Genomic DNA, 17,580 nt, shown 5'->3' with positions numbered 1-17,580 from the left:
ATGGCGACGACTCTGGTTCTGCTGCCGCTCATTCCCCTCGCCGGAGCCGTCGTGCTGCTGCTGGGTGGACGCCGGAGCGATGCGTGGGGCCACCTCCTCGCGTGCGCGGCGATGCTCGCGTCGTTCGCGCTGGCCGTCGTCGCCTTCGTCGACATGGCCGGGCGGGCAGCGGAGGACCGCGCGCTCTCGCAGACGGTCTTCACCTACGTTCCGGTCGAGTCGCTGCAGATCGAGTTCGGTCTCCGCCTCGACCAGCTGTCGGTGTGCTTCGTCCTGCTCGTCACCGGCGTCGGAACCCTCATCCACGTGTACTCGATCGGGTACATGCGGGACGATCCCGCGCGCCGCCGATTCTTCGCGTACCTCAATCTGTTCGTGGCCGCGATGCTGCTGCTGGTCATGGCGGACAACTTCCTCGGCCTGTACGTCGGATGGGAGGGCGTGGGCCTCGCGTCGTACCTGTTGATCGGGTTCTGGTCCACCCGGCCGTCGGCGGCCTCGGCCGCACGCAAGGCGTTCGTCGTCAATCGTGTCGGCGACATCGGACTGGCCGTCGCGCTGATGATCATGATCTCGTCCGTCGGATCCGTCTCGTACGACGACGTGTTCGCCGGGGTCGACGGCATGGGCGATGGCACCGCGACCGCCCTCGGCCTCGTCCTCCTGCTCGCCGCGTGCGGCAAGTCGGCGCAGGTGCCGCTGCAATCGTGGCTGGGTGACGCGATGGAGGGCCCGACGCCCGTCTCGGCGCTCATCCACGCCGCGACGATGGTCACCGCCGGTGTGTACCTCATCGTCCGGTCCGGGCCCGTCTTCGAAGCGTCCCCGGCCGCCCAGAACGTCGTCGTGCTGGTCGGCGCCGTGACGCTGCTCTTCGGGGCCGTCATCGGCTGCGCGAAGGACGACATCAAGAAGGCTCTGGCCGCGTCGACGATGAGCCAGATCGGGTACATGGTTCTCGCGGCCGGTCTCGGCCCCGCCGGGTACGCGGTCGCGATCCTGCACCTGCTCACGCACGGATTCTTCAAGGCCGGCCTGTTCCTCGGCGCCGGGTCCGTGATGCACGCGACGAACGACGAGACGGACATGCGGCGGTACGGCGGACTGCGCACCGTTCTGCCCATCACCTACGTGACGTTCGGGCTGGCCTATCTCGCCATCATCGGTGTCCCACCGTTCTCGGGGTTCTTCTCGAAGGACGGCATCATCGAGGCCGCGATCGACGCCGGCGGTGCGAAGGGTGCGGCGCTCGGCGCGGCCACCCTGGTCGGCGCGGGACTGACCGCCTTCTACATGACGCGGGTCATGATCCTCACGTTCTTCGGCGAGCGGCGGTGGCGGAGCGGAGTCCACCCGCACGAGGCACCCGCGAGCATGACCGGCCCGATGATCGTGCTGGGCGTCGGATCCGTCGGTGCCGGTGCGCTTCTCGCGATCGGCACCCGATTGGAGGGATGGCTCGCCCCGGTCGTCGGTGAACACGACCCCGCACACCTCGTACCCGCGTGGGCCGTCACCCTCGCGGTGCTCGTGACCGTCGCCTCGGGGGTGGGCGTGGCCGTGCGCATGTACGGCCGATCGGCGGTCCCGGTGACCGCACCCACGGGGTCGGTCCTCACCGCGGCCGCTCGCCGAGATCTGTACGGGGACGCGGTGAACGAGGCCGTCTTCATGCGGCCGGGTCAGCGGGCGACCGCCGCGGTGGTCACCGCCGACCGCGTCGGCGTCGAGGGAATGGTGAGTGCCGTCGCCACCGCGGTCCGGGAGTCCTCCACACGACTGCGCCGGTGGCAGAACGGGTTCGTCCGGTCGTACGCCCTCTCGATGTTCGCCGGGGCCGTCCTGGTGGTCGTCGTCCTGACCGTGGCACTGGGAGTGACGCGATGACCGACCTTCCCGTGCTGAGCGCGCTCTGGCTCCTCCCGCTGATCGGAGCGCTGGCAGTGATCGCCGTGCCGCCCACCCGGTCTGCGGCCGCCCGCGCGGTGGGGCTCACGACATCGTGCGTCGTGCTGATCCTCGCCGTGCTGTGTGCGATCGGATTCGAGGCGGGCGCGCCGGGATACCAGTTCGTGGAGGAGCACGAGTGGATCCCGAGCTTCGGTGCGGGCTACACACTCGGGATCGACGGCATCGCACTGACTCTCGCACTGCTGACCGCTGTCCTGGTCCCGATCCTCCTGCTGGCCGGGTGGAACGACACCCCACCCGCGTCGCGCTCACGCCGCACCCACACCTACGTCGCGTTGATCCTCGTCGTCGAGTCGATGGTCATGGTCTCGTTCGTCTCCCTCGACATCCTGCTCTTCTACCTCTTCTTCGAGGCCATGCTCGTGCCGATGTACTTCCTCATCGGCGGCTTCGGCCGTGATGCCGGACGAGCGCGTTCCGCCTCGGTGACCTTCCTGCTCTACAACCTCGCGGGCGGGCTCGTCATGCTGGCGGCCGTCATCGGCCTGTACGTCGTCACCGCCTCGGATGCGAGTCCCTTCTCGGCCGGCACGTTCGACCTGCGCGCCATCGCGGACGCCGCGGCGGCCGGCGAACTCGGTGCCTCGCCCGGCGTACTGAACGCGCTGTTCCTGGGATTCCTCGTGGCCTTCGCCGTGAAGGCGCCGCTGTGGCCGCTGCACACCTGGTTGCCCGGCGCGGCGACCGAGAGCACCCCGGCGACCGCGGTGCTGATGATGGCCGTCGTCGACAAGGTGGGCACCTTCGGGATGCTGCGGTACTGCCTGCAGCTGTTCCCGGAGTCGTCGGCGACCTTCGCGCCGGCGGTGATCACGCTCGCCGTCGTCGGGATCGTCTACGGCGCGGTGCTGGCGATCGGCGCGACCGACATCATGCGCCTCATCGCGTACACCTCCATCTCGCACTTCGGGTTCATCATCCTCGGCATCTTCGCCATGACGAGCCAGTCGCAGGCGGGGTCCGCGCTGTACATGGTGAACCACGGGATCGCCACGGCCGCACTGTTCCTCGTCGCAGGGTTCCTCGTCACCCGGCGCGGGAGCGCGCTCATCGCCGACCACGGGGGTGTGCAGAAGGTGGCGCCCGTGCTCGCCGGCACGTTCCTCGTCGCCGGACTGGCCACTCTGTCGCTTCCCGGACTCGCCCCGTTCGTCAGCGAATTCCTGGTCCTCGTGGGAACGTTCCCGCGCTACGGCGTCGCGGCGGTGATCGCGGCGTCGGCGCTGGTGCTCTCGGCGATCTACGTGCTGTGGCTGTATCAACGGGTGATGACCGGGCCCGTCGCCGCCGGCTCGGAACGGATCCGCGATCTCGTGCCGCGCGAGATCGCCGTCGTTGCTCCACTTCTCGTGCTCGTCATCGCGCTGGGCGTGTACCCGAGACCAGCGCTGGACATCCTCACGCCGGCCGTCGAACGCACATCGGTCGAGCAACTCGAGACAGGAGTGGCCGCGCCATGACCATCGACACCCCGTCCCTCGAGTACAGCCTGCTGTCGCCCATGATCATCGTTCTGGCGGCCGCGGTGATCGGCGTCCTGGTCGAGGCGTTCGTTCCCGCCGATCGGCGCCGAGTCACCCATCTCGTGCTCGCCCTCGGCGCACTCGCGGCAGCGTTCGCCGCCGTCGTCGCGCTGGCCGGAACCAGCACCGTCGCCGCGGTGGGGTCGGTGGCCGCGGACGGGCCCACACTGTTCCTGCAGGGGGTCATCGTCGCGGTGTCCGCGGCGTCGGTCGTACTGATGGCGCATCGCTCGTCCGACCATCCCGAAGTGGCTGCGGTCGATGCCTTCACGCCCGCGGCGTCCACGGTGCCGGGCACGGTCGCCGAGGCCCGTGCCGTCACCGCCCGGGTCACCCGTACCGAGATCTACCCGCTCACCCTGTTCGCCGTCGGCGGCATGATGGTGTTGCCGGCCTCGAACGATCTGCTGAGCATGTTCGTCGCGCTGGAGGTGCTCTCGCTCCCGCTGTACCTGCTGTGCGGGCTCGCGCGTCGTCGGCGTCTGCTGTCCCAGGAGGCGTCGCTCAAGTACTTCCTCCTCGGAGCGTTCTCGTCGGCCTTCTTTCTGTTCGGCACGGCGCTGCTCTACGGCTACGCGGGCAGCGTCCGACTCGACGACATCGCCGATGTGGCCGACGGGGACCAGGTTCTCGGCGTGCTGGGGGTCGGTCTCGTGGCCGTCGGCCTGCTGTTCAAAGTCGGTGCGGTGCCGTTTCATTCGTGGATCCCCGACGTGTACCAGGGCGCACCCACGCCCGTGACCGCGTTCATGGCCTCGGCCACGAAGGTGGCGGCCTTCGGCGCGCTGCTGCGCATTCTCGTCGTGGGCGTGCCCGATCTCCAGGACGCGTGGCGGCCGATGCTGTGGGCCGTCGCCATCGTCACCATGCTCGTGGGAGCCGTGATCGCGGTGGCGCAGACCGACGTCACGCGGATGCTGGCGTACTCGTCGATCGCCCACGCGGGCTTCATCCTCACGGGTGTCTCCGCGGGAGCGGCGGGCGTGTCCGCCACGCTGTTCTATCTCGCGGCCTACGCCTTCAGCACACTCGGCGCCTTCGCCGTGGTGTCCCTCGTGCGGGATCAGGGCGGCGAGGTCACCGAACTGTCCCGGTGGGCGGGCCTCGGACGATCGTCGCCCCTGACCGCAGCGGCCTTCGCGCTGTTCCTGCTCGCCTTCGCCGGCATCCCGTCGACGAGCGGCTTCACGAGCAAATTCGCCGTCTTCCAGGCCGCACTCGAGGACGGCGGTGCCGCGCTGGTGATCGTCGGCGTCGTCAGCAGTGCCATCGCCGCGTCGTTCTACATCCGCGTCATCGTGGTGCTGTTCTTCACCGAACCGGAGGGACCCTCGGCGACGATCACCCACGGAACGGGCGCGACCGTGGCCGTCGCCGTCTCGGCCGTCGCCACCGTGGTGCTCGGGGTCTTCCCGCAACCGCTGCTCGACCTCGCCGAGCGGGCTGCAGCCGCGATGGTCTGACCCCCTTCCCCCCGCCCGCTCCCGGCGAGTACGTCCGAACCGTCGTGAATCGGCGGGGAATCGCGACAGTGTGGACGTACTCGCGGGGGCGGCAGGGAGGGTCAGCGGGCGCCGGGAGTCAGCGAGGGTGCCGTCAGCTCAGAGCAGAGACGAGACGATCCGCCAATGCCTTGGTCGATGCCGGGTTCTGGCCGGTGTAGACGGTGCGGTCGACGATGACGTGGGGCGACCAGGCATCCGCCGCCGAGAAGCTCGCTCCACCGTCGCGCAGACGGGTCTCGAGCAGCCAGGGCGCCTTGTCGGCCAGTCCGGCCTGCTCCTCCTCCTGGTTGGTGAAGCCCGTGAGCTGGTAGCCGGAGAAGGGCCAGCTGCCGTCGTCGCGCTTCGCCGACAGCAGCGCGGCGGGTGCGTGGCACACGGCCGACACGATCTTGCCCGAGTCGAGGAACTCGGTGACCAGGGCGCCGAAGTCGTCCGACACCGCGAGGTCTTCCATCGGACCGTGGCCACCGGGGACGAAGATCGCGTCGAAGGACGACGCCGTCTGGTCCTCGAGGCGCGCGGGTGACGCGAGCACGTCCTTCACCGACTCCAGGTACGACTTCAGGTCGGCGACCTTGGCCTCGTCGCCGCCGTTCGCCTCGACGGCCAGCGATCCCTCGTCGACGGTCGGGGTCACACCACCGGGCGTCGCGACGACGATGTCCCAGCCGGCCTCGGTGAAGGTCCGGTGCGACTCGACGAGCTCCTCCGCCCAGTACCCGGTGGGGTGCGCGGTTCCGTCCTTCAGCGTCCAGTGATCCGATCCGGTGACCACGTACAGAAGCTTCGTCATGCGGTGATGTCCGTTCGTCGAGGGATACTTGCCGTCATGGTGTACCCGTCCGAGCCGTACTGACCCGGGAACGGATGAAGCTCACCGGTCGTTGGGGGAGTAAAGCCCGTCACACCACACTCTGCGAGGTACACCATGAGCGGTAAAGGACAGTTCGGTTTCGATCCCGAGGACTTCGAGCGCGTCGCTCGCGAAGCGGGCGAGGGCCTGCGGGACATGCTGGGCCAGGCCATGAAGATGGCCGATCAATCGGGCGGAGGCGCTCCGTGGGTCGGCATGTTCACGCCCGCCGCGACCAAGTCCACCCCGGAGCCGGAGACCACGGGTCAGAAGGGCGACGGGGTGTGGGCCGTCTACTCCGTCGACTCCGACGGGTCGGCGAGCGTCGATCAGGTCTTCGCGACCGAACTCGATGCTCTGCGTGCCCACCGGGACAACGTGGATCCGAATCGCAAGGTCCGCTTCCTTCCCTACGGTGTCTCGGTCGGGATCCTGTCGGCCGGTTCGGAGCTCTCCACCGAGGAGTGATCTCCTCCTGCTCGCACCGTGCACTTCCGGGCCGTGAACTTCTGGGCCGTGAACTTCTGGGGCATCACGCCGAGGAAGAAGTGCACCAGCGGGCCGATCGCGAGCGCGTACAGCACCGTCCCCACACCGGCCGTGCCGCCGAGGAGCCATCCGGTTCCCAGCACCGCGAGTTCGATGGCCGTGCGCACCAGGCGCACGGACAGTCCGCTCCGCGCGACGAGTCCTGTCATCAGGCCGTCGCGCGGACCCGCGCCCAGGCCGGCCGAGATGTAGGCCGCCGTGGCGAGACCGTTGAGCACGACTCCTCCGGTGAGCAGCGCTGCGCGTGACGGGATCGAGGCGACTTCGGGCAGCCAGTCCAGCGCGAGGTCGACGCTCACCGCGATGATGACGATGTTCGCGACGGTTCCGATGCCCGGCCGCTGACGCAACGGGATCCACAGCAGCAGCACCATCACGCCCGTCACCGCCGTGATCGCCCCGAAACTGATCGGGAGCCGTGCGGCCAGCCCCTGGTGGAACCCGTCCCACGGGTTGAGCCCGAGACCACCGGTGATCATCATGGCCATCGACGTGCCGTAGAGCGTGAGGCCACCCACGAGCAGGGTGGTCCGGAGTGCGAGGTCGCGGGCGTTCATGTCTCGAGTCTGTCCGCCCGTCCGCTGCTCGAGTCCAGTCCACCGACCGGCAGTGGACTGAATATCGGTCCCCGTACCGGAACCGGAGACGTGGGCGAGCGCGGCGCCTCAGCGCGAGTGAGCAGTCTGTCGCATCGGTCGCCACGTGCGGTTGCGGTAGTAGATACTGCACTCGATAACAACGAAGCCGTTGGGGACGACTGAGATGTCACAGGGGGTTCCCGTCCATGCGAAGGACGACCTTGCCTGCGACAGCCGAGCCGGACATGCGCAGTCCGGCCGCGCGCGCCGCGACCGACGTCGCCCTCCTGACCGCCGCCGTCTTCATCGCGGCAATCATCGGAATCCATTCGCGGCCACCGGGACTTCTTGCCTCGGTGTGGGTGGCCAACGCGGTGGCGCTGAGCGTCTTCGTGCGCTGGCCCCGCACCTTCACCGCGCCGGCGGCCGTCGCAGCGCTGCTCGCCCTCGTCACCGCGGACCTCGTCTCGGGTACCGACGTCTACGCTGCGGTCGCGTTCAATGTCGCGAACATCGTCGGGGTCCTCGGAGGCACGCTGGTGATCCGGCGGCGGCACCCCGAGCCGATGACCCTCGCGGGATCCGCGGACTTCGCCAGAATGTGCCTCGGCATCGTTGTCGCCGCCCTCCTGTCGACGACCGTCGCCACCCTCTCGAGCAGCCGGCTGGGACCGCACGCACCCGCCGTCGAGGCTCTGAGCTGGTTCGGATCCGAGCTCACGAGCTACCTACTGATCGTCCCCGTCCTACTGTCCTTCCGCGCGTCGACGCCGCGCCGACGGACCGGCCCCGCCTCGCTCCGACGCCTGATCACGGGTGAGACGGCACCGATCGCGTTGACCGTCCTGCTGATGCTGGCCGGTCTCATCGTCCAGGGCCCGTTGCTGCTCGCGCTGCCGCTGCCCGCACTGCTCTGGTGCGCCACCCGCATCCCCATCTTCGGCACCGCGTTGCTCACCGCACTGTGGTCCGCATGGACGCTGCTCTTCCTCGGACGCGGGGAACTCCAGACCGGTGGGTTGCTGGGCGCGGACGGCCAGGACGGCGCCTCCGCGGTGCTGTCCGTCGCGTTGGTCGCACTCGGACCGCTGCTGGTCGCCGCCGTGTCGCTGGACCGGATGGCCGTGCAGAACAAGCTCCGCGAGGCCCTCGAGTACGACAGTCTCACCGGCGTCCTCTCCCGCGCCGCCTTCCTGCGACGGAGCCAGCAGCGCCTCGACACCCTCATCACCGACTCGCGGCCGGTCGCGCTGCTCATGCTCGACCTCGACCACTTCAAGTCCATCAACGACACGCTCGGCCACGCCGTGGGCGACATCGCGTTGGTCCGCAGCGCCGCCTGCATCCTCGGTGCCCTACCGGACGACGCGATCGCCGGGCGCATGGGCGGTGAGGAGTTCGCAATCCTCCTCCCGCACGCGGATCAGGAGGACGCCGCCTCCATCGCCGACTCGATCCGCCGCGATCACGAACGGCTGCACGTACTCTCGTCGCGCACGGCGACGGTGAGCATAGGGTTGGCCTGGACGAGCTACGCCCCGCAGTCCGTCTCGCCGCTGCTCGTGTCCGCGGATCATGCGCTGTACGACGCGAAGCGACGCGGCCGGAACACGGTGGTCGCGGTCAGCCTCGACTGACCTACGTCAGGCGGCGACCTGCCATGGTCGCTCGCGGCGCCCCACCGCCCACACGACCACGAGGATCGCCGCGAACAGCGCGGCCACGAGCACCAGCGTCGCCACCACACCCGAATGCAACACCACCACGGTGCCCAGGATCGCACCGAGGAACATGGCGACGACGGAGGAGAGCCGACGCAGTACAGCCGCCCCGTCCCGTTTCCGGAGATCGGACCCGATGCCGGTGAGGGCCATTGTCAGCACGGTGGTGGTCATGTCCGGGACGGCGAGATGCCGCACCGCCGCATTCTGCAGCCCCAGGCCCAGCGCGAGCAGCACGACGATGACGTATCCGCGGCCGGGACCGTCCACCATGAGAATCGCAGCGATCAGCGACGTGAGCGCGAGGACGAACTCGACCACGAGTGCGTTGCGCAGCAGATGATCTCGTCGACCACCGGCTCGCACGATCAGTGTTCCACCGACCATCGCGCCCACCAGGAATCCGACCAGGGCGAGCACCGAGCCCCACAACGAGAAACCGGGCGCCCCGCCCAGTGCGAAACCGATGAACACGACGTTGCCCGTCATGTTGGCCACGAACACTCGACCGAGAGCCAGCAGGCTGAGCGCGTCGATCGCACCGGTGACGACCGTGACGGCCAGCAGGATCATCGGTAGCGGCCCGTGGCGGGGATGCGCGACGTAGTCCGAGAAGCCATGTGTGGTCACGGCCACGCATTCTGCCCCAGCAGCGCGGATACAGTCGGGTGATGACCACCTCGAGCAGGACCCTGACCGCGGCGGACGGCACGCTGAACGTCCACACCGGGGTGACCGGTCGAGCGTCGAAGATGGGGCACCGGCTGACCATCGCGTTCCGCGACTGGAGCGTCACCGTCGACGAGTCGGACGGCGCTCCGACGGCCGTCACGGTTCGGGTGCGCGTCGACTCCATGGAGGTCGTCAGTGGCGAGGGCGGCGTCACACCGATGTTCGGCCCCGAGAAGTTGCTCGCGCGGTCCAACGCCCTCGGCACGCTGGACGCGTCGGACCATCCCGAGATCCGCTACGACGCGACCACCGTCGAATCGACGAAGGACGGCTACCGTCTCGACGGCACGCTGACGATCCACGGCGTGACACGCGAGCACACCGTCGACCTTTCGGTCTCCACCTCCGACGGGACGACGCACGTCGCCTTCGACGCGGTGGTGACGCAGACGGACTTCGGCGTGAAGCCCTACTCCCAGCTGCTCGGATCGATGAAGGTCGTCGACCACGTCGACGTGTCCTTCTCAGCCTCCATCTCGTAGCCCTGCCCCGATCTCCCAGCCGGCCTCGATCTCCCAGCCGGCCTCGGCGGACTAGCCGCGCGCCATGTCGACGAAGCGCGACAGGTGCAACTGGTGCGCCACCGTGATGGTGGCCGTGGGTCCGTTGCGGTGCTTGCCGAGGATCAGGTCGGCTTCGCCGCCGCGGGGATCGTCGCGCTCGGTCGCATCCGGACGGTAGAGCAGGATGACCATGTCGGCGTCCTGCTCGAGCGAGCCGGACTCACGCAGGTCGGAGACCATCGGCTTCTTGTCCGTGCGCTGCTCGGGACCACGGTTGAGCTGACAGATGGCGACCACCGGAACCATGAGCTCCTTGGCCAACAGCTTCAGCGATCGCGAGAAGTCCGAGACCTCCTGCTGACGCGACTCCACCTTCTTGCCGGACGACATCAGCTGCAGGTAGTCGATGACGATGAGCTTGAGATCGTGTCGCTGCTTGAGTCGCCGCGCCTTGGCGCGGATCTCCATCATGGTGAGGTTGGGGGAGTCGTCGACGAAGAGTGGTGCCTCGCTGATCTCGCTCATCCTGCGGGCGAGGCGGGTCCAGTCGTCGTCCGTCATCTTTCCCGAGCGCATGTCGCCGAGCTTGATCTTGGCCTCGGCGGAGAGGAGACGCATGACGATCTCGGTGCGGCTCATCTCGAGCGAGAACATGACGCTGGCCATGCCGTGCTTGATGGAGCACGAGCGCATGAAATCCATTCCGAGAGTGGAGTTGTGTGTCGGCACCATCGAACGACCGGCGAGATAGAGGTGGTCCGTGTTATCGACCTCGACACATCTGACCGGCACCGAGTCGACGCGACGAACGTCGACGATGAAGCGACTCGAAGACCTGGACACATTCGACGAGGCACGACGCTCTTTGTGGAGCAACTGCTTTCGATGCAGACCGAAGACCACGTCATCGGTCGAGAAGGTGAGTGTGAACGCCGTCGACGACGCCTCGGTGCGTCCTGCCACCCTCTTCGTCGATCGATGTACTCGGTACCCCAGACTGACGATGAGTTCCTCGACGTCGAGTGCCAGTCGCTCATTGGTGACACTGAACTGCGCGGATCCGCCTGCCGTGACGGTCCCGTCGGTGTCCAGCAGGCCGGCGAGTACAGCTCGCCGCTGCGACTCCGACGACCTGAGGTACTCCATGGGAATGTGCTTGTTGTTCAACACACCGAGTGTTCGAAGGCGAGCTTGCACCGTCCCCGTGGCGTTTCGGCACTTCTGGCACATCCGAAGTCCGGTGCACAGCTCACCGCAGAGCGGGCACAGCGGCTGATCCACCACGTCATCCTGGAAACGAGCCCGGCCACCGCATGAACGGCCGCAGGTACGCACCTGAGAAGAGAACGGCACGAAGCGTTTTCCGCACACCGTACAGAACTTGGCCGGTACAGGTTCGGGTGCGGGAAGCTGAATCGAGTATCGCAACTCAGCTGCTGCGGATCGAACGGCCACCAACCCCTCACCTTCGATCCGAGCAATGATCTCGGGATCGTCGGAGGTGATCTGCGCGCAAGCGCTGGTGCCGTCCCCCAACCACGCGCCCAGCGTGTAGGGAGGGACGGAAAGGACCGCGTCCGGACGCTGGATCGGCTTCGCGTTGGTCACCGAGTGATTCAGTCGAGCGTCCTTGGTCGCGCACCTGACCGAACCGGCGATCTGCTCGGTGGTTCGCACCTCGGCGAACGTTCCTTGGTTCTTGGTCCTGTTGTATCGAGCAGCCGCAGCCTGCGCCGACTTTCGCGATGCGCGGGTATCCGTGAGCCACTGATGCTCCGCGTCGGCCACGATGACCGTGCCGTCGGAGAACTCGACCTCGTAACACGGCCTACCGACCATCACGTCGGTCGCAGCGACGACCCGAGTCGCAGATCCGGACGCATCGATGAGATGGTCCCCGACCTCGACTTCACCCATCGTCGTCCACCCAGTGGGCGTCGCCAACGGCGTGTCGAGGGCGAGCGCCTTGCCCACACCAGGCCTCGCCGCGACGATGATCATCTGGCCCGGATGCAGACCGTTGGTCACCTCGTCGAGCTCGGTGAAGCCGGTGGGGACACCGTTCGACATGCCGCCGCGGCTGGCGATGGAGTCGATCTCGTCCATCGTGGGCTGCAGCAGTTCCTCGAGCTGGACGAAGTCCTCCGCGGTACGCCGCTCGGTGACCTCGTACACCTCGGCCTGAGCCCGGTCGACGACTTCGGACACGTCCTGACCGTCCGCGCCCGCGTAGCCGAACTGGACGATGCGCGTACCGGCCTCGACGAGGCGACGCAGGATCGCCTTCTCGACGACGATCTCGGCGTAGAACGACGCGTTGGCCGCCGTGGGGACCGTCTGCGTCAGCGTGACGAGGTAGGGCGGGCCGCCGATGCGCTTGAGCTCACCGCGCCGTTCGAGCTCCGCGGAGACGGTGACCGGGTCGGCGGGGTCGCCGCGGCCGTACAGATCGAGGATGGCGTCGTAGACCATCTGATGAGCCGGGCGGTAGAAGTCACCGGGCCGCAGGACCTCGAGGACGTCGGCGATGGCGTCCTTGCTGAGCAGCATGCCGCCCAGAACGGACTGCTCGGCAGCCATGTCCTGAGGGGGCTGACGACCGAAGTCCTCACCGGGCGCCTCGGACGGCCCCTGGTAGTCGTTCGTTCCCCGATCGTCCACGACTGCCACAGAAGTTCGCCGCCCTCTCGCTCGACCGAAGCTCGCCCCCGGAGATCTCGTCCGTCCTCGGCCGTGTCGGCCGAGTCCGTGCTCACCACGTTGTACCCCCGGCCTCCGACACGGTCCGAACACGTGACTGCACGCGCGTGCGCGAGCGGCTGTCCGGCGGTCGACGAGGCCCGTCGATGGTGTGCCGGAGGGACGTTAGGTGCTCGGTCCGCCAGCACCAAACGGGCCTGTTGAGCAATCTGTGGACGGGGTGTGGACAACGCAGGCGAGTCGTGTTGACCACCTGTGCAGAACCTGTGCAGCAACAAGATCACACAGCCCATCAGTGCACGTCAGGGCGATTTCGCAATTTTTCTCTCTGTGGATGAATCCGCACTCGGCGTGTCCTGCCGACTTGACATGTCGGGCGTGTCAGGTCTCCGTGGCTGGAGTTATCAACATGACCTGGGTCACATGTCGGTATCCGCCGGTGAAACCGCCGAGTGATTCTGATCCGGTCCGGATAACAGCCGCCGGACACGCGACGGGGCGCCGCGATGCAGTGCATCGCGGCGCCCCGTGGAGACCCTGGTCAGTTCTGCGCTTGCTCCTGATCGAGCTCGGTGACCGAGGCCGCGTCGACGAGCACGACCCGCGCCGTGGGAATGTCGAAGAAGAGTCCGACCACCTTGAGCCTCCCCTCGGCGACCGCCTTGCCCACCACGGCGTGACGCGACAGGGTCTGCAGTTGTACTGCCACGTTCACCATGGCGAGCTGGTCGATCTCGGAGAACCCCAGCTCTGCGGCATCCCGCGCGACGGGGTGGCCACTCCGGAACGCACTGAGGCTCGCCCGGCCGTGCGAGAGCCACTCACCCACCACCCCGTCGGCGTCGTGGGCGTCCGCGAGCAGCCCCCGCATGGCTCCACAGCCGGAGTGGCCGCAGACCACGACGGAACTGATGGCGAGCGTGTTCACGCCGTACTCCAGAGCGGCCTCGAGCGACGTGTCCGGATCACCGACCGGGATCAGATTGCCCATGTTGCGGACGGTGAAGAGGTCGCCGGGTCCGGCGCTGGTGATCGTGTTCGGCAGCACGCGCGAGTCGACACAACTCAGGAAGAACGTGTCCGGGTCCTGGAACTCGCTCAGCTTCTCGAGGTGCGGGCGCATGGACGACGCGCTGCGACGGTGGTATTCCTCGACACCGGCCAGGACCGGCCGGAGTGCCGCCGGGGTGACGGCGTCGGCGGTGAACGGCCCGGAGTGGCTGTCGACGGTCTGCCATTGCGACCACGGCATGAACGTGCGCGCGGACAGCATGTGGGGCATGCGTCTCGGTGGCCCGGCCGTGGCCGACGCCATGTCCACGGCGCCGACCTCGTCGACGACGACGGTGCCGCCCGTCGCCTCGTACTGCTTCGTCCACTCGTGCAGCGCGTCGTACACCGCGTGGTCGAGGAAGTCGACGGTCAGCTCGATCGTCACGGATCGGCCGGCAGGAACGGACTGCAGCACCCGCGTGAGGCGAGGAAGCGACAGGAAGCTGAGCGATCCCTCCACCACGACGCGCCAGGAGTCCTCGGTGAGCTGCTCGGCACGCACCCGTGCCCACAGCACGCGGCGCAACACCAGCAGGACGGAGATGGCGAGCCCGATCAGCACACCCTCGAGCAGATTGAGGGTGACGACACCGACGACCGTCGCCGCGTACACCACCACGTCGCCGGTCCTCGTCGCCGAGCGGATGTCCGCGAGCTTGACCAGCTGCACACCGATCATGACGAGCAGACCTGCCAGTGCGGCGTAGGGGACCAGCTCGACCACACCGATGAACAGGACCGAGAAGATGAGAACCCAGACACCGTGCAGCACAGCCGAAGCGGGGGATCGGGCGCCGGATCGGACGTTGGTGGCGCTGCGCACGATGACGCCGGTGACGGGCAGTCCGCCGGCGACACCGGACACCATGTTGGCGGCGCCCTGACCCATGAGTTCGCGATCGAAGTTGGTGCGTCTGCCCGAGTGCATCTTGTCGATGGCGACTGCGGAGAGCAGACTCTCGACGCTCGCGATCAACGCGATGGTCAGCACACCGGTCGCGAACGCTGCCCACTGCCCGTCCGGGAATGCCGGCAACTCCACGGCCTCGATCAGGTTGCCGGGCAGATCGATTCGTTCGACGTTCATCGAGAAGGCCAGTGAGAGACCGGTTCCCGCGACCACGGCCACCAGCGGGCCGGGGACCTTACCGAGTGGGCCGGTGATGCGCGGCCACAGCAGCATCAGCGCGACGACCACGCCGCCGATGGCGACCGGCGCCGCCTCGGCGTTCAGGATCGACGAAGGCAGGGACGTGATGTTGGCGACGGCGGAACTCCGGCTCTCCCCACCGAGCAGCACGTGGATCTGCTGCAGCGCGATGGTGATACCGATACCGGCCAGCATCGCGTGCACCACCACCGGCGAGATGGCGAGCGCCTGGCGGGCGATACGGCTCAGACCCAGCACCACCTGCAGCACACCGGCGAACACCGTGATGAGACACGTGATGCGCCAACCGAACTGGTTCACCAACTCGGCCACCACCACGGTCAGGCCGGCGGCCGGCCCGCTCACCTGCAGCGGGGACCCACCCAGCGCACCGGCGAGGATGCCGCCGATGACGGCCGCGATGAGGCCCGCCATGACGGGAGCGCCGGAGGCCACCGCGATTCCGATGGAGAGCGGTACCGCCACCAGGAACACCACGAGAGACGCGGGCACGTCGTACCGGGCGACGCTCGCCAGCCGGTCGCGCGGTGTGGGGCTCGGGGCGGGTACGGGTGGTTCGGCGGGGGACGAGCGATCGAGTTGTGCAGTCACGGTGAAGCCTCCAGGCGGACACGGATGGTGTGGGTCTGTGCGGTTTCGTCGGTGCAGAACGCCCGGTCTCTCCTCGGGGCGCATCGTTGGTCAAGACATCTCGAAGAGTACGTAAAGGTTTCGGCGCACCCTCGGCGCCGGACGGTGCTCGGGCCGCGTCTGCTCCGAGGTTTGGGGACGGTGCCAGTGGACCCACCCGGAAACACTCACCGCGTACAGAATCACCACCTCGCCCACGCCGGAGGACGGCCGAGACAGGCAGGAAAAGAACGAACGAAAACGCAGAATGCCCCGGCCGAGAATCGGCCGGGGCATTCGGTACTGCGTGTCGGTGATGCTTACGAGGCGGTGACCTCGAGGTCGAACGACGCCGTCACATCGGGGTGCAGCGCCACGGTGATGCGGTGCGTTCCGGTGGACTTCACGTGCGACTTCGGCAGTTCGATGCTGCGCTTGTCGAGCACCGGGCCACCGGCGCTCTTGACGGCAGCGGCGACGTCGGCTGCGGTGACCGCACCGAAGAGCTTGCCCGAGCCGCCGGTTCGCACCGACAGCGTCACGGACGTCAGGCCCTCGATGGCCTGCTTGAGCTCGTTGGCATGGTCCAGCCCGCGCACGGCGCGAGCTTCCTGGGCACGACGGATGCCCTCGACCTGCTTCTGTGCTCCGCGGGTGGCCGCAATGGCCAGTCCACGGGGCAGCAGGAAGTTACGTCCGTAGCCGTCCTTGACCTCGACGGTGTCTCCGGGTGCGCCGAGGTTGTCGACATCAGCAGTGAGGATGAGCTTCATGGTTACCTTTCCCCTTATCGCGCAGTCGCGGCGTAGGGCAGCAGTGCTACCTCACGCGAGTTCTTGACTGCGATGGCGATGTCCCGCTGGTGCTGGACGCAGTTGCCGGTGACACGACGAGCGCGGATCTTGCCGCGGTCGCTGACGTACTTACGCAGCAACGTCGTGTCCTTGTAGTCGATGGACGTGTTCTTTTCCTTGCAGAAGGCACAGACCTTCTTCTTGATCACCTTGTCGCGCAACGGCGGTTTAGGCATGGACAAATCTCCGAATCTTGATTCACTGCATGTGTGGTGCGTACCGGATCAGAACGGCGGTTCGTCGTCGCCGCCGCCACGGGAGCCACCGAACGATCCCGATGCCTGCGGGGCACTGCCCCACGGATCGTCACCGCCCGAGCTGCCACCGGACGAACGGCTCGACGAGCCACCCGATCCACCGGAGGAACCACCGAACCCGCCGCCGCTGTTGCCGCCGCCTCCGCCGCTGCCACGACTGACCTTGTTGACCTTGGCCGTCGCGTACCGCAGGGAGGGACCGACCTCGTCGACCTCGAGTTCGACGACAGTGCGCTTCTCGCCTTCACGCGTCTCGTAGGAACGCTGCCGCAACCGACCCGTCACGACGACTCGCGCACCGCGGGTGAGCGACTCCGCGACGTTCTCCGCAGCCTCGCGCCAGATGTTGCAGCGCATGAAGAGTGCGTCGCCGTCCTTCCATTCGTTGGACTGACGATCGAACGTGCGGGGCGTGGACGCGACGGTGAAGTTCGCGACCGCTGCACCTGCGGGGGTGAATCGGAGTTCGGGATCGGCCGTCAGGTTCCCGACGACGGTGATGACGGTTTCGCCTGCCATGATTCCTCTTTCTCGTGCCTTGTCAGCGCATGATCTTCTCGGTTGCCGTCAGCCTAGGGCGAGACGGTGACACGAGGGATCACTTGCCGCGGCGCAGAACCTTGGTGCGCAGCACCGATTCGTTCAGGCCGAGCTGGCGATCGAGCTCCGACACCGTGGCGGGCTCCGCGTTGATGTCGATCACCGCGTAGATGCCTTCGGCGTGCTTCTCGATCTCGTAGGCGAGACGGCGCTTTCCCCACACGTCGACCTTGTCGACCTTGCCGCCGTCCTTGCGGATGACGTTCAGGAACGTATCCAGCGACGGGGCGACCGTGCGCTCGTCGAGATTGGGGTCGAGGATGACCATCAGTTCGTAATGACGCATAAGACCTCATCACCTCCTATGGACTGTGAAACGGTCACGGACGATCCGTGACAGGAGGGTCGTTGCGTCAGCAACCGGTCCAGGGTACCTGGACCGCGGCTCACCACGAAATCGG

The 17,580-nt window shown here is 67.6% G+C and carries 15 protein-coding genes; 6 read left to right on the top strand and 9 right to left on the bottom strand.

From position 1 onward, the window contains the following. The 3 genes from nuoL to nuoN are packed head-to-tail and all read left to right on the top strand — an operon-like array spanning nucleotide 1 to nucleotide 4,957. A complete protein-coding gene (gene nuoL, locus OG947_RS11595) occupies nucleotides 1-1,887 on the top strand; it encodes an NADH-quinone oxidoreductase subunit L (protein ID WP_328811891.1) in 1,887 nt (628 codons plus the stop codon). Further along, complete coding sequence (locus tag OG947_RS11590) at nucleotides 1,884-3,431, top strand: NADH-quinone oxidoreductase subunit M (RefSeq protein ID WP_328811890.1); 1,548 nt, start codon at nucleotides 1,884-1,886, stop codon at nucleotides 3,429-3,431. Before nuoL ends, OG947_RS11590 begins: the two co-directional genes overlap by 4 nt. Beyond that, a complete protein-coding gene (nuoN, locus tag OG947_RS11585; RefSeq protein ID WP_328811889.1) occupies nucleotides 3,428-4,957 on the top strand; it encodes an NADH-quinone oxidoreductase subunit NuoN in 1,530 nt (509 codons plus the stop codon). The genes OG947_RS11590 and nuoN overlap by 4 nt, the downstream gene beginning before the upstream one ends. A gap of 133 nt (nucleotides 4,958-5,090) precedes the next feature. Here the strand turns inward: nuoN and OG947_RS11580 are convergent, their stop codons facing one another. Beyond that, nucleotides 5,091-5,792 carry a type 1 glutamine amidotransferase domain-containing protein gene (locus OG947_RS11580; protein WP_328811006.1) on the bottom strand — a complete coding sequence of 234 codons (702 nt, stop codon included), beginning with the start codon at nucleotides 5,790-5,792 and terminating at the stop codon, nucleotides 5,091-5,093. A gap of 135 nt (nucleotides 5,793-5,927) precedes the next feature. On the opposite strand from OG947_RS11580, the gene OG947_RS11575 reads away from it, so the two are divergent. Further along, the gene (locus OG947_RS11575) at nucleotides 5,928-6,320 is read left to right on the top strand and encodes a hypothetical protein (RefSeq protein WP_027506026.1); all 393 of its coding nucleotides are present in this window, start codon (nucleotides 5,928-5,930) and stop codon (nucleotides 6,318-6,320) included. On the opposite strand, the gene yczE is transcribed toward OG947_RS11575, so the two are convergent. Continuing rightward, nucleotides 6,263-6,958 carry a membrane protein YczE gene (gene yczE / locus OG947_RS11570; protein WP_328811888.1) on the bottom strand — a complete coding sequence of 232 codons (696 nt, stop codon included), beginning with the start codon at nucleotides 6,956-6,958 and terminating at the stop codon, nucleotides 6,263-6,265. The two genes, OG947_RS11575 and yczE, sit on opposite strands and share 58 nt — an antisense overlap. Before the next feature lie 242 nt (nucleotides 6,959-7,200). Here yczE and OG947_RS11565 point away from each other — a divergent pair, with 242 nt between their 5' ends. Further along, nucleotides 7,201-8,616: a GGDEF domain-containing protein gene (locus OG947_RS11565; protein ID WP_328811887.1), complete on the top strand. Its 1,416-nt coding sequence runs from the start codon at nucleotides 7,201-7,203 to the stop codon at nucleotides 8,614-8,616. Between the two features lie 6 nt (nucleotides 8,617-8,622). Here the strand turns inward: OG947_RS11565 and OG947_RS11560 are convergent, their stop codons facing one another. Beyond that, a complete protein-coding gene (locus OG947_RS11560) occupies nucleotides 8,623-9,330 on the bottom strand; it encodes a YoaK family protein (RefSeq protein ID WP_328811886.1) in 708 nt (235 codons plus the stop codon). A gap of 41 nt (nucleotides 9,331-9,371) precedes the next feature. On the opposite strand from OG947_RS11560, the gene OG947_RS11555 reads away from it, so the two are divergent. Beyond that, entirely contained in the window at nucleotides 9,372-9,914 is a 543-nt protein-coding gene (locus OG947_RS11555) for a YceI family protein (RefSeq protein WP_328811885.1), read from the top strand. Nucleotides 9,915-9,965: 51 nt separating this feature from the next. On the opposite strand, the gene dnaB is transcribed toward OG947_RS11555, so the two are convergent. From dnaB to rpsF, 6 genes are all read right to left on the bottom strand, one after another. Continuing rightward, nucleotides 9,966-12,605 carry a replicative DNA helicase gene (gene dnaB / locus OG947_RS11550; RefSeq protein WP_222637870.1) on the bottom strand — a complete coding sequence of 880 codons (2,640 nt, stop codon included), beginning with the start codon at nucleotides 12,603-12,605 and terminating at the stop codon, nucleotides 9,966-9,968. A gap of 571 nt (nucleotides 12,606-13,176) precedes the next feature. Further along, nucleotides 13,177-15,450, bottom strand: a complete 2,274-nt coding sequence (locus OG947_RS11545; RefSeq protein WP_442973058.1) for a SulP family inorganic anion transporter — start codon at nucleotides 15,448-15,450, stop codon at nucleotides 13,177-13,179. Between the two features lie 338 nt (nucleotides 15,451-15,788). Next, a complete protein-coding gene (gene rplI, locus OG947_RS11540) occupies nucleotides 15,789-16,241 on the bottom strand; it encodes a 50S ribosomal protein L9 (protein ID WP_027506022.1) in 453 nt (150 codons plus the stop codon). Between the two features lie 14 nt (nucleotides 16,242-16,255). Further along, a complete protein-coding gene (gene rpsR / locus OG947_RS11535) occupies nucleotides 16,256-16,498 on the bottom strand; it encodes a 30S ribosomal protein S18 (protein WP_027506021.1) in 243 nt (80 codons plus the stop codon). A 48-nt stretch (nucleotides 16,499-16,546) separates the two neighbouring features. Continuing rightward, nucleotides 16,547-17,098: a single-stranded DNA-binding protein gene (locus OG947_RS11530; protein ID WP_027506020.1), complete on the bottom strand. Its 552-nt coding sequence runs from the start codon at nucleotides 17,096-17,098 to the stop codon at nucleotides 16,547-16,549. A gap of 79 nt (nucleotides 17,099-17,177) precedes the next feature. Continuing rightward, a complete protein-coding gene (gene rpsF / locus OG947_RS11525) occupies nucleotides 17,178-17,465 on the bottom strand; it encodes a 30S ribosomal protein S6 (RefSeq protein WP_027506019.1) in 288 nt (95 codons plus the stop codon). Nucleotides 17,466-17,580 lie beyond the last annotated feature (115 nt).

The organism is Rhodococcus sp. NBC_00297 (assembly GCF_036173065.1).
Classification (GTDB): domain Bacteria; phylum Actinomycetota; class Actinomycetes; order Mycobacteriales; family Mycobacteriaceae; genus Rhodococcoides.
This window is presented reverse-complemented; position numbering and strand designations above follow the sequence as displayed.

Excerpts from the sequence above, each read along its gene's own strand:
- OG947_RS11580 (WP_328811006.1), bottom strand. The coding sequence starts at position 5,792 with ATGACGAAGCTTCTGTACGTGGTCACCGGATCGGATCACTGGACGCTG.
- OG947_RS11575 (WP_027506026.1), top strand. The coding sequence starts at position 5,928 with ATGAGCGGTAAAGGACAGTTCGGTTTCGATCCCGAGGACTTCGAGCGC.
- OG947_RS11555 (WP_328811885.1), top strand. The coding sequence starts at position 9,372 with ATGACCACCTCGAGCAGGACCCTGACCGCGGCGGACGGCACGCTGAAC.
- rpsF (WP_027506019.1), bottom strand. The coding sequence starts at position 17,465 with ATGCGTCATTACGAACTGATGGTCATCCTCGACCCCAATCTCGACGAG.
- rplI (WP_027506022.1), bottom strand. The coding sequence starts at position 16,241 with ATGAAGCTCATCCTCACTGCTGATGTCGACAACCTCGGCGCACCCGGA.
- OG947_RS11590 (WP_328811890.1), top strand. The coding sequence starts at position 1,884 with ATGACCGACCTTCCCGTGCTGAGCGCGCTCTGGCTCCTCCCGCTGATC.
- rpsR (WP_027506021.1), bottom strand. The coding sequence starts at position 16,498 with ATGCCTAAACCGCCGTTGCGCGACAAGGTGATCAAGAAGAAGGTCTGT.
- nuoN (WP_328811889.1), top strand. The coding sequence starts at position 3,428 with ATGACCATCGACACCCCGTCCCTCGAGTACAGCCTGCTGTCGCCCATG.
- nuoL (WP_328811891.1), top strand. The coding sequence starts at position 1 with ATGGCGACGACTCTGGTTCTGCTGCCGCTCATTCCCCTCGCCGGAGCC.
- OG947_RS11530 (WP_027506020.1), bottom strand. The coding sequence starts at position 17,098 with ATGGCAGGCGAAACCGTCATCACCGTCGTCGGGAACCTGACGGCCGAT.
- yczE (WP_328811888.1), bottom strand. The coding sequence starts at position 6,958 with ATGAACGCCCGCGACCTCGCACTCCGGACCACCCTGCTCGTGGGTGGC.